Source organism: Caballeronia arationis (assembly GCF_001544975.2).
In the GTDB taxonomy this organism is placed as follows: domain Bacteria; phylum Pseudomonadota; class Gammaproteobacteria; order Burkholderiales; family Burkholderiaceae; genus Caballeronia; species Caballeronia arationis.
Genome location: NZ_FCOG02000016.1, coordinates 1 through 12556, shown reverse-complemented (window position 1 = coordinate 12556; position 12556 = coordinate 1). Strand labels below are relative to the sequence as shown.

At 65.0% G+C, this 12556-nt stretch carries 5 protein-coding genes; all 5 read left to right on the top strand.

Going from position 1 to position 12556, the window contains the following annotated elements:
• The first annotated feature begins 115 nt into the window (after positions 1-115).
• Positions 116-3508 carry a maltose alpha-D-glucosyltransferase gene (gene treS / locus AWB81_RS11970; protein WP_235025776.1) on the top strand — a complete coding sequence of 1131 codons (3393 nt, stop codon included), beginning with the start codon at positions 116-118 and terminating at the stop codon, positions 3506-3508.
• Entirely contained in the window at positions 3501-5717 is a 2217-nt protein-coding gene (gene glgB / locus AWB81_RS11965) for a 1,4-alpha-glucan branching protein GlgB (protein WP_062635482.1), read from the top strand. The genes treS and glgB overlap by 8 nt, the downstream gene beginning before the upstream one ends.
• A 747-nt stretch (positions 5718-6464) precedes the next feature.
• The gene (gene glgX, locus AWB81_RS11960; protein WP_062635480.1) at positions 6465-8726 is read left to right on the top strand and encodes a glycogen debranching protein GlgX; all 2262 of its coding nucleotides are present in this window, start codon (positions 6465-6467) and stop codon (positions 8724-8726) included.
• Positions 8727-8774: 48 nt separating this feature from the next.
• Positions 8775-10676, top strand: coding sequence for a malto-oligosyltrehalose trehalohydrolase (gene treZ, locus AWB81_RS11955; RefSeq protein WP_062635478.1), 1902 nt, complete (start codon positions 8775-8777; stop codon positions 10674-10676).
• Between the two features lie 29 nt (positions 10677-10705).
• Positions 10706-12556, top strand: a 1851-nt coding sequence (gene malQ / locus AWB81_RS11950) for a 4-alpha-glucanotransferase (RefSeq protein WP_062635681.1), incomplete at its 3' end; no start/stop codon positions are given.

Here is a 12556-nt window from a genome sequence, read left to right as displayed (position 1 = left end):
AGTCCCGCCCCGGACAGGGGCAGAGCCAATCGACCGATAAGAAATCGAGTTCCACGAATGCAGTCGCGCTTCGAACAGTGTTAGCCAACACCCGAGCGCCGCCGAAAAAAAACGTATGGAGCGAAATATCGTGAAACGCAACAAGTCCTCGACTCTCAGCAACGATCCGCTCTGGTACAAGGACGCGATCATTTACCAGGTCCACATCAAGTCCTTCTTCGACGCGAACAACGACGGCATCGGCGACTTCCCCGGCCTTCTCGCCAAGCTCGACTATGTGGCGGAACTCGGCGTCGACACGATCTGGCTGCTGCCGTTCTACCCCTCGCCGCGTCGCGACGACGGCTACGACATCGCCGATTACCGGAACGTCCATCCCGACTACGGCACCATCGCCGACGTCAAGCGCTTCATCCAGGAAGCGCACGCGCGCGGCATCCGCGTGATTACCGAACTCGTCATCAATCACACCTCGGACCAGCACCCGTGGTTCCAGCGCGCACGCCACGCCAAACCCGGTTCGAATCACCGCAACTACTACGTCTGGTCCGACACGGACAAGAAGTACGAAGAAACACGCATCATCTTCATCGACTCCGAACCGTCGAACTGGACGCACGATCCGGTCGCCGGCCAGTACTACTGGCACCGCTTTTTCAGCCATCAGCCGGACCTGAACTTCGATAACCCCGCCGTCATGAAGGAAGTGCTGCAGGTGATGCGCTTCTGGCTCGACATGGGCATCGACGGTCTGCGGCTCGACGCCGTGCCTTACCTCATCGAACGCGAAGGCACCAACAACGAGAACCTGCCGGAGACGCACGCAATCCTGAAGAAGATCCGCGCGACCATCGACGCGGAATACCCGAACCGCATGCTGCTCGCGGAAGCGAACCAGTGGCCGGAAGACGTGAAGGAATATTTCGGCGAAGAAGACGAATGCCACATGGCGTTCCACTTCCCGCTGATGCCGCGCATCTACATGTCGATTGCAAGCGAAGACCGCTTCCCGATCACCGACATCATGCGCCAGACGCCGGACCTGGCCGAGTCGAATCAATGGGCGATCTTCCTGCGCAATCACGATGAACTGACGCTCGAAATGGTCACGGATTCGGAACGCGACTACCTCTGGAACACCTATGCGAGCGATCGCCGCGCGCGCCTGAACCTCGGCATCCGGCGGCGTCTCGCGCCGCTGATGGAACGCGACCGCCGGCGCATCGAGCTGATCAACTCGCTGCTGCTCTCGATGCCGGGCACGCCGGTCATCTACTACGGCGACGAACTCGGCATGGGCGACAACATCCACCTCGGCGACCGCGACGGCGTGCGCACGCCGATGCAATGGTCGTCGGACAGGAACGGCGGCTTCTCGCGCGCCGATCCCGAACAGCTCGTGCTGCCGCCCGTGATGGGCTCGCTTTACGGCTACGACGCGGTCAACGTCGAATCGCAAAGCCGCGACCCGCATTCGCTGCTGAACTGGACGCGCAAGATGCTTGCGGTGCGCCGCTCGAAGCACGCGTTCGGACGCGGCACGATCCGCTTCCTGCGCCCGAACAACCGCAAGATCCTCGCGTATCTGCGCGAACTGGAGGGCGAACCGCCGATCCTGTGCGTGGCGAATCTCTCGCGCGCGCCGCAGGCGGTGGAACTCGACCTCTCGGAATTCGCGGGCTCGGTGCCGCTCGAAATGACCGCCGACTCGCCCTTCCCGGCGATCGGCCAGCTTACCTATCTGCTGACCTTTCCGCCCTACGGCTTCCTCTGGTTCCAGCTTTGCCCGGGCAACCTGCGTCCGGCATGGAGCCAGGCGCCGTCGGAGCAGTTGCCCGAATTCGTCACGATGGTGATCCGCGCGGGACAGACCGGCCCGACGCCCGAAAACGTGCGCCTGCTCGAATCGGAAGTGCTGCCTTCGTATCTGAGCAAGCGGCGCTGGTTCGCATCGAAGGATCAGAAGATGAAGAGCGTGCGCCTCGCCGCGCTCACGACGATCGAAGGCGCGGGCTTCGCGTTCACGGAAATCGAAGCGGATGTCGGCGATCACACCGAGCGCTACGTGCTGCCGCTCGCGATCGCATGGGGCAGCGAGACCACCTCGCCGCTCTACATGCAGCTTGCGCTCGCGCGCGTGCGTCGCAACCGCAATATCGGCCACATCACCGATGCGTTTGCCGTGCCGTTCTTCGCCTATGGCGTGCTGAGGAAGCTGCGTGAGCGCGCCGTCGTGCCGACCGTGCAGAAGAGCGAAATCCGCTTCATTCCGACCGAGCGTCTCGCCGAACTCGACTTCAATCCGCAATCGCCGCCCGAAATCCGCTGGCTCGCCGCCGAGCAGAGCAACAGTTCGCTCGTGGTCGGCGACCGCGTGGTACTGAAGCTCGTCCGCCGGCTCGTCGGCGGGATTCATCCGGAAGCGGAAATGAGCCGCTATCTGACGAAGCTCGGCTACGCGAACACCGGGCCGCTCTTCGGCGAAGTGGTACGCGTCGACCCGGAGAACGTGCCGCACACGCTCGCGATCCTGCAGGGTTACATCGACAACCAGGGCGACGCGTGGAATTACGCGCTCGACTACCTGCGCCGCACCGTCGACGAACTCGCGGTGGCCGTCGATTCCGACGAGCACGCGTCGGACCGCATGAACGAAGTGCAGGGCTTCGAGGGCTATCGAGCCATCGCGGGCATCATCGGCCGGCGGCTCGGGGAACTGCACGTCGCGCTCGCCTCGCCGACCGACGACGAAGCGTTCTCGCCCACACGCGCGACGAAGGAGGATGTGCATGACTGGATCCAAGGCACGCTCAAGCTGCTCGAGTCGGCGCTCGACATCATCGAGCACAAGATGGGCGACTTCAACGAGCACGACCGTTTCCTCGCGCAGAGCCTGATCGACCGGCGCGACATGCTGATTGACGCGGTGAAGAAACTCGTGCCGGATGACGCCGATGCGCTGTGCATCCGCATCCACGGCGACTTCCACCTGGGCCAGGTGCTGATGGCGCAGGGCGATGCGTACCTGATCGACTTCGAGGGCGAGCCGGCGCGCCCGCTCGACGAGCGCCGCAAGAAGACGAGTCCGCTGCGCGACGTTGCCGGGCTCTTGCGTTCGCTGTCGTATGCGAGCGCCGCCGCGCAGCCGACGACGGAAAACGCGCCGCCGCAGACCGCCGACCGCAAGCGCGCGCTCTTCGAGCGTCTGCGCGTGCACGCCGAGGAGAGCTTCTTGCTTCAGTATCGCGAAGCGCTCGAACAGTCGCCGGAACCGGTTGCGGGCGAGTCCGTCTACACGGCATTGCTCGACCTTTTCCTGATCGAGAAGGCCGCCTACGAAATCCGCTACGAAGCAGCGAACCGCCCGACCTGGATCGGCCTTCCGCTGCGCGGCCTCGCGTCGCTTGCGAGCCGCCTGCTCGGCGATACGGGCGCACCGCCCGCGCCCGGCACGCGACACGTGATCGAAGCCAACAAGGATACGTCCGATGGAACCCAACATGAATAAGCGCAGTGATGCGAGAGACCCTGCGGAGGGGCTGCATTCGCTCGACATCGACGCTCTCGTCGAGGCCCGCCATCCCGATCCGTTTTCGAAGCTCGGCATGCACCAGACCGACTCGGGGCATGTCGTGCGGGTGCTTTTGCCGGGAGCCTCGGGTGTCACGGTGCTCGACCGCGAGTCCGGCGCACCGCTCGGGAGCCTGACGAAGATCCACGACGCGGGCCTCTACACGGGATTTGTCGACAAGCCGGGCGCCTACCGCCTCTCGATCGACTGGCACGGCACGCCGCAGGACACGCACGACACATATGCGTTCGGGCCGGTTCTACCGGACGATTGGCTGAACCGGCTCGCCCACGGCGATCCGTACGCCGTGATGCACACGCTCGGCTCGCGCCCGTGCACGCACGAAGGCGTGGCCGGAGTGCGCTTTGCCGTGTGGGCGCCGAATGCGCGGCGCGCCTCGGTGGTCGGCGACTTCAACTCGTGGGACGGACGCCGGCATCCGATGCGTCTGCGTCACAACGCGGGCGTGTGGGAACTGTTCGTCCCGGGGCTCGGCGCGGGCACGCGCTACAAGTACGAGATCGTCGCGCGCGACGGCCACACGCTGCCGCTCAAGGCCGACCCCTGCGCAATGCAGAGCGAGAAGCCGCCGGCGACGGCATCGGTCGTCGCCGATGCGGACGCCATCGACAGCTTCGCCTGGACCGACGACCAGTGGATGCAGGAGCGCGGGGCAAAGCAGACACCCAGCGCGCCGATCACGATCTACGAAGTGCATGCCGAGTCGTGGCTGCGCGTGCCGGAGGAGGGAAACCGCGGCATGAACTGGCACGAGCTTGCCGAGCGCCTGATTCCGTACGCGAAAGGCATGGGCTTCACGCACCTCGAATTCATGCCGATCGCGGAGCATCCTTTTGGTGGATCGTGGGGTTATCAACCGCTTGGGCAGTTCGCGCCTTCCGCGCGTTTCGGCACGCCGGAGCAGTTCGCGGAGTTCGTGAACCGCGCGCACGAGGCGGGGCTTGGCGTGATTCTCGACTGGGTGCCTGCGCACTTTCCGAACGACGCGCACGGCCTCGTGCACTTCGACGGCACGCCGCTTTACGAGCACGCCGATCCGCGCGAGGGCTATCACCAGGACTGGAACACGATGATCTACAACCTCGGCCGCAACGAGGTGAGCGCGTTCCTGATCGCATCGGGCCTGGCGTGGCTAAAGCGCTATCACGTCGACGGACTGCGGGTCGACGCGGTCGCTTCGATGCTTTATCGCGACTATTCGCGCAAGGCCGGCGAGTGGGTTCCGAACATTTACGGCGGGCGCGAGAACCTGGAGTCGATTGCGTTTCTAAAGCGGCTCAATCACGAAGTGCGGCAGATTCCGGGCGCGATGACGATCGCGGAGGAATCGACGGCGTGGCCGGGCGTGACGGCTTCGGTGGAGAACGGCGGGCTCGGCTTCGACTTCAAGTGGAACATGGGGTGGATGCACGACACGCTGCACTACATGGAGGAGGATCCGGTCTACCGTCAGTACCATCACCACATGTACACGTTCGGCATGGTGTATGCGTACTCCGAGCGCTTCGTGCTGCCGTTGTCGCATGATGAAGTGGTGCATGGGAAGGGATCGCTGATCGGCAAGATGCCGGGCGACCGCTGGCAGAAGTTCGCGAACCTGCGCGCGTATCTGGGCTTCATGTGGACGCATCCGGGCAAGAAGCTGCTGTTCATGGGCGGCGAGTTCGGGCAGTTCGCGGAGTTCAATCACGATGAATCGCCGCACTGGCATCTGCTCGACGATGCGTTTCATGGCGGATTGCAGAAGCTCGTGCGCGACCTGAACCGGCTTTATGGCGAGGAGCCCGCGCTGCACAGGCTCGATAGCGATCCGCGCGGCTTCGACTGGCTCGTCGGGGATGACAACGCCAACAGCGTTTATGCGTTCCGGCGCACGGATGGCGAAGGGCGCGAGCTGATCGTGGCGTGCAACCTGACGCCGGTGCCTCGGCAGGGTTACCGGATCGGTTTGCCTCGCGGCGGGCGGTGGAGCGAAGTGCTCAACTCGGATTCGTCGATTTATGGCGGGTCCAATATGGGTAATGCAGGCGTCATTCATGCCGATGACTTTGCCAGTCATGGGCGGGCTTTTTCTGCTGCGCTTACGTTGCCGCCGTTGGCTACGATTGTGCTTCGCGCTGATTGAACGACGTTCGGTTTTTGTGCGCTTCGCTTTTTGGGGAACTTGCTTTCTTAGTGGTCTATTAGCTCTGCCCCTGTCCGGGGCGGGACTTACTTTCTTTGCTGCTGCAAAGAAAGTAAGCAAAGAAAGCAGCTTTTCAAGCAGCAGTCTCAGGACGGCAACGCCTTTGAAGTACTGAGTGGACATACCGCCTAAGTGTCGTCCTCAACGAACTTAAGGGGCTTGGCGCGCGGCACGCACTGTGACATCGCACAGCAAACGAGTTGGCACAGCAGTCATTCATCCGTTTTCGCTTCGCTGGACGAAAGGTACATCAGTCGGGCGGTTGAGGGTCGCGATCGTGGTTACAGTCCGCTGGTTTGCAGGCGTACCCCTCGTCCGAGTGAAGCGCGGACGGACCTGAACGCAGTGCATACCACTTTGTTGGATTGCTGGAGGCGTCAGTGCGTGCGCGCACCAAGCCGGGTGGATGTTTGGGGGCGACACTTAGGCGCTGCACCACTCGGTAATGCGAGTGCGTTGACGTGCGGTGACTGCTGCCTAAAAAGCTGCTTTCTTTGCTTACTTTCTTTGCAGCAGCAAAGAAAGTAAGTCCCGCCCCGGACAGGGGCAGAGCTAATAGACCACTAAGAAAACAGGTTCCATAGAAGCGCATCAAGACCGAGGTGTTCAACGCAACGCAACGCAAGGCATCGCAACGCAAGGCATCGCAACGAACCGCCCCCAACCCCACGCGCGAGCAAAAACCCAATGAACGCATTACCTGAAAGGTTGCTCCCGGGCGCGCCCTACCCGCTCGGAGCCAACTGGGACGGACTCGGTGTCAACTTCGCAGTGTTCTCGTCGAATGCACACCGCATCGAGGTCTGTCTCTTCGACAGCACCGGCCGCAAGGAACTGATGCGCTTCGACCTGCCCGAATGCACCGACGAAATCTGGCACGGCTATCTCCCCGGCGCGCATCCCGGCACCGTCTACGGCCTGCGCGCGCACGGCGCCTATCAGCCGCAACACGGTCATCGCTTCAACCCGCACAAACTCCTGCTCGACCCCTACGCGAAAAAACTCGTCGGCCCGTGGCGCTGGTCCGATGCGCTCTTCGGCTATCGCGTGCACTCGAACCGGCTCGACATGTCGATGGATCGCCGCGACTCCGCACCCGCGATGCCCAAGGCCATCGTCACCGACGACGCCTTCGACTGGTTCCGCGACGTGCGCCCCGACACGCCCTGGGGCGAAACCATCATCTACGAAACACACGTGCGCGGCACCTCCATGCTGCGCAACGATATCCGCCAGCACGAACGCGGCTCGTTCGCGGCGCTCTCGTCGCCGTGGTTCATCGAGCATCTGCAAAACCTCGGCATCACCGCCGTCGAATTCCTGCCCGTGCACGCGTTCCTCAACGACCGCTTCCTCGTCGAGCGAGGCCTGCGCAATTACTGGGGCTACAACACGGCCGCGTTCTTCGCGCCCGACCCGTCGTATCTCTCGACCCATCGCCTGAACGAAATGCGCATCGCGGTGCGCCAGCTGCACGCGGCCGGCATCGAAGTGATACTCGACGTCGTCTACAACCACACCTGCGAAGGCAACGAACTCGGGCCGACCGTCTCCTGGCGCGGGCTCGACAACGCGAGCTACTACCGCCTGATCCCCGGCGACGAGCGCCACTACATCAACGAGACCGGCTGCGGCAATACGGTGAACCTGTCGCATCCGCGCGTGCTGCAAATGGTCATGGATTCGCTGCGCTACTGGTGCACGGCGTTCAACATCGACGGCTTCCGTTTCGATTTAGGCGTCACGCTAGGCCGCGAAGGCCACGGCTTCGACCCCGGCTCCGGCTTCTTCGATGCGATACGCCAGGACCCCGTCCTCTCGACCCGCAAGCTCATTTCCGAGCCGTGGGATATCGGCCCGGACGGCTATCAGGTCGGCAATCATCCGCCCGGTTTCGCGGAATGGAACGACAAGTATCGCGACGGCGTGCGCCGCTTCTGGCGCGGCGACGCGGGCATGCGCCCGGACCTGGCCGCGCGGCTCACCGGGTCGGCGGAACTCTTCAACCGGCGTTTCAGGAAGCCGTGGGCGTCCGTCAATTTCGTCGCGTCGCACGACGGCTTCACGCTCGCTGACGTCACCGCCTACGAGCACAAGCACAACGAGATGAACCAGGAAGGCAACAACGACGGACACAACGAAAATTGCAGCGCAAACTGGGGGGTGGAAGGCCCGACCGACGATCCCGATATCCTGGTCACGCGCGGCCGCGTCGCGCGCTCGCTGATCGCAACGACGCTCCTGTCGCTCGGCACGCCAATGCTGCTCGGCGGCGACGAATTCGGACGCACGCAGCGCGGCAACAACAACGCGTATTGCCAGGACAACGAGGTCTCGTGGGTCGACTGGGAGGCGGCAAATTCGCCCGCCGGCCGCGCGCAGACGGAATATGTCGCACGCGTCATTGCACTGCGCAAAAACTACCCGGTGCTGCGCGAAACGCGCTTCCTGTATGGCGATCGTGAAGTCCTGCCGGGCCTCTACGACGTAAGCTGGTTCGACGAGCGCGGCATGGCGCTCACGATCGAGGCATGGCAGGACCCCGAAGGCCGCGCGCTCACGCTGCGCCGCGCCGGCCCGGGGCTCTCGGGCGAAACGGACGTGATCCTTCTGATGATCAACGCGTCGTCGCAAGCGCTCATGTTCGCCCCGCCCCCGCCTCACTTGGAATGGAACGTGCTTCTGGATAGCGCGGCGCCCGATGCGCCGCAGCGGCCGCTCGTCGGAAGCGAACTGGAGGTGGCCGCGCACAGCATCGTCGTGCTGCTCGCCCAGCCGACCGGCGACGCAGACTGGCAGGCCGTGTGGATGGCGGGTGCCCATCAGGGGCCGCGGCTTCTGACGGCGCTGCCGCCCGACCCCGGCACCATGCCGAGCCGCCGTCCGCCCGACATTCCGTCGGAGCATGCGAGCGGCGAGACGCCGGACGCACCGCAGCGAACCACCTGAGACGACCAAGGCGCAGCTTTGCAAGGCAACCGAAAACGGCAGGAAACCATGTCCGAATGTCCTATCGATCCGCACAAGCACCACTACTCGTACTGCCTGCCGTTCGGCGCGCACGTGACGGGCGCGGCGCAGGAAACACCCCGGACGCGCTATCGTTTCTGGGCGCCGTCGCGCGAGACGGTGCAGCTCGAAATCCACGCTGACGCGAACACCGCGCCGACGCTCGTCGAGATGGAACCGGCTGGCGACGGCTGGTTCGAAGCCGAAGCCGATGGCGGCGCCGGCACGCGCTACCTGTACCGGCTCGACGAGAATCTCGCGGTGCCCGATCCGGCGTCGCGCTTCCAGCCGGAAGACGTGCACGGCCCGAGTGAGGTGATCGATCCGCGCGCCTATCGCTGGACCCACACGAACTGGCACGGCCGGCCGTGGGAAGAGACGGTGCTCTACGAACTGCATGTCGGCGCGATGGGCGGCTATGCGGGCGTCACCGCGCGCCTGCCGGAACTCGCCGAGCTCGGCGTGACCGCCATCGAACTCATGCCGCTCAACGATTTTTCCGGCTCGCGCAACTGGGGCTACGACGGCGTGCTGCCCTACGCGCCGGACTCGTCGTACGGGCGCCCCGACGAGTTGAAGAAGCTCGTCGATACCGCGCACGGTTTAGGTCTGATGGTGTTTCTCGATGTCGTCTACAACCATTTCGGACCGGACGGCAATTACCTGAGCGCGTACGCGAAGACGTTCTTCCGCGAAGGCGTGAACACCCCGTGGGGCCCGGCGATCGATTTCGAGCGCCCGCAGGTTCGCGATTTCTTCTTCGACAACGCGCTCTACTGGCTGCGCGAATATCGCTTCGACGGCCTGCGCCTCGATGCCGTCCACGCGATCAACGACGACGAATGGCTGCGCGAACTCGCGCAGCGCGTGCGCAGCGCGGTCGAAACCGGGCGCCATGTGCATCTCGTGCTCGAAAACGAGCACAACACGTCGAACCTGCTGGAAACGCATTTCGACGCCCAATGGAGCGACGATTCGCACAACACGCTGCACGTCCTCCTTACGGGCGAGAGCGAGAGCTACTACGGCGCCTACATCGACCAGCCGATCGAAAAACTCGCGCGCGTGCTGTCGGAGGGCTTCGTGTATCAGGGCGAGCCGTCGCCGATTCACGACGGCAAGCCGCGCGGCGAGCCGAGCAAGCATCTGCCGCCCACGCGCTTCGTGATGTTCCTGCAGAACCACGACCAGGTCGGCAACCGCGCGATGGGCGACCGGCTGCGCTCGCTCGTATCCGACGAGACGCTGTTCGCCGCGACCAGCCTCCTGCTGCTGTCGCCGCAGATTCCGCTTCTGTTCATGGAGGAACAGTACGGTTCGAAACAGCCGTTCCTGTTCTTCACCGACTATCACGACGAACTCGCGGATGCCGTGCGCGAAGGGCGGCGCCGCGAATTCGCGAAATTCTCCGCGTTCACCGACGAAAAGCGCCGCGCGCAGATTCCCGATCCGAACGACGCCGGCACGTTCCAGATGTCCTCGCCGCGCCCGACTCAGGCCGAAAACGATGCCGACCGTCTCGAATGGCTGCATTTCTACCGCTCGGGCCTCGCTGTGCGCGCGAAGCTGATCACGCCGCGCCTGAAGGACGCGAAGGCGCTCGGCGCGACCGTGCTCGCCGAAAAGGCGCTGGTCGCGCGCTGGCGGCTCGGCGACGGCGAAACGCTCTCCGTCGCGCTCAATCTTGGCGAAACGCCCGTCGCGCTCGGCGAGATGCCGTCGGGCAAGATCATTTTCGAGACGCCCGCGCGCGCGCAGGATCGCGTGAAGCGCGGCGAACTGGGCGAACGCACGTTCGTCGCCTGGCTGACGGGCGACGTCAACGACTACGCGATCGCCCACGACGCGCGTCGCTTCGAACACACCACCACCGAGGGACGCGCCTCGTGAGCCCGACCACCGTCAAACCGTCTGCGCCGATGAGCGCGATCGAAACGCTCGCCGCGCGCGCGGGCTTCGAAGTCGAATGGCTCGACGCGCACAAGCACACCCAGCGCGTGCCCGAGTCGACGTTGCGTGTACTGCTCGAACGCCTCGGCCTGCCGTGCGGCAACGCCACGCAACTGAGGCACAGCATGTCCACGCTCGACGCGGAACTGTCCGGCCGCAAGCTGCCGCCGCTCATCACCGCCGAAGTGGACCGCGCGATCGCGCTGCCGGTGTCGGCGGCCCGGTCGGGCGCGCGCTACCGGATCGAACTGGAAAGTGGCGCCGTGATCGACGGGCGGTTCACTTCGCCGAAGGGCGAGATCGCACTGCTCTCGCCGATCTCGGAGCCGGGCTACCACGCGCTCGTCATCAACGACCATCACACGACGCTCGCCGTCGCGCCGTCGCGCTGCTACACCATCGACGACGCCTGGCGCGCGCTGCACGACGACGCGACCGACGATGCGCCGCCGCTCTGGGGGGTAGCGGCGCAGGTCTACGGGCTGCGCCGTCCGGGCGACGGCGGCATCGGCGATTTCTCGGCGCTCGCGACGCTTGCCGTCGAGAGCGCGAAACGCGGCAGCCACGCGCTCGCGATCAGCCCGATGCACGCGATGTTCAGCGCGGAGCCGAACAAATTCAGCCCGTACTCGCCGTCGTCGCGCCTCTTTCTGAACATCGCGCACGTCGATCCGGCCGCCGTGCTCGGCGCGCCGGCCGCACGCGCGGCGATCGAGCGCGCGGGCGTGGCGAAGGACATGGCGGAGTTGGAAGACCTCCCGCTGATCGACTGGCCGAGCGCGACGAAGGCGAAGCTCGCCGTATTCCGCGAGCTTTTCGGCTGGTTCTCGCAGGACGCGGAAACGCCCTTCGCGAAGGACTTTGCGTCGTTCGTCGAAGGCGGCGGACGCGCGCTCGAAGACCACGCGCGCTTCGAGGCGCTGCAGGCCGATCAACTGGCCAGCACGGGCGAAGGCCACTGGCGCAACTGGCCCGACGAACTGCGCGACCCGCGCAGCGACGCCGTCGCGGCGTTTGCCGAGGCGCATCGACGCGAAGTCGATTTCTACTTGTTCACGCAGTGGCTCGCGGCGAAGGGGCTCGCGCACGCGCAACACGCCGCGCGCGATGCCGGGATGGCGGTCGGTTTGATCGCGGATCTGGCCGTCGGCTGCGACAGCGCGGGCAGTCACGCATGGTCGTATCGCGACGAAATGCTGACGGGCGTCTCGGTCGGCGCGCCGCCCGATCTCTTCAACCAGGCCGGGCAGTCCTGGGGACTCACGACCTTCTCCCCACGCGCGATGCGCACTCAAGGTTTCTCGGCGTTCATCGACATGCTGCGCGCGTCGTTCGCGCGCGCTGGCGGCATCCGCATCGATCACATTCTCGGGCTACGACGCCTCTGGCTCGTGCCCGAAGGCGAGCCCGCGAAGGACGGCGCGTACCTGCGCTATCCGTTCGACGACCTGCTCCGGCTGATCGCGCTCGAATCGTGGCGGCATCGCGCGATCGTGGTCGGCGAGGATCTCGGCACCGTGCCGCCGGGCTTTTCCGAGCGGCTCGAAGAGCACGGCCTGCTCGGCATCCGCGTGCTGTGGTTCGAACGCGCGGTCGAAGGCGACGGCTTCAAGCCGCCCTCCGAATGGGACCGCGGCGTGACCGCCACCACGACGACACACGACCTGCCGACCGTCACCGGCTGGTGGCGCGGCGCGGACATCGAATGGCGCGCGAAGATCGGCCAGACGGCCGCGCGCGCGGATGGCCGCGATCCGGTCGCGCTCGCGATGGACGAACGCGCCGTGGACCGCGACCATCTGTGGCGCGCGTTCCAGGAC

Coding starts and splice junctions, on each gene's coding strand:
- treS (WP_235025776.1), top strand. CDS start 116: ATGGAGCGAAATATCGTGAAACGCAACAAGTCCTCGACTCTCAGCAAC.
- glgX (WP_062635480.1), top strand. CDS start 6,465: ATGAACGCATTACCTGAAAGGTTGCTCCCGGGCGCGCCCTACCCGCTC.
- glgB (WP_062635482.1), top strand. CDS start 3,501: ATGAATAAGCGCAGTGATGCGAGAGACCCTGCGGAGGGGCTGCATTCG.
- treZ (WP_062635478.1), top strand. CDS start 8,775: ATGTCCGAATGTCCTATCGATCCGCACAAGCACCACTACTCGTACTGC.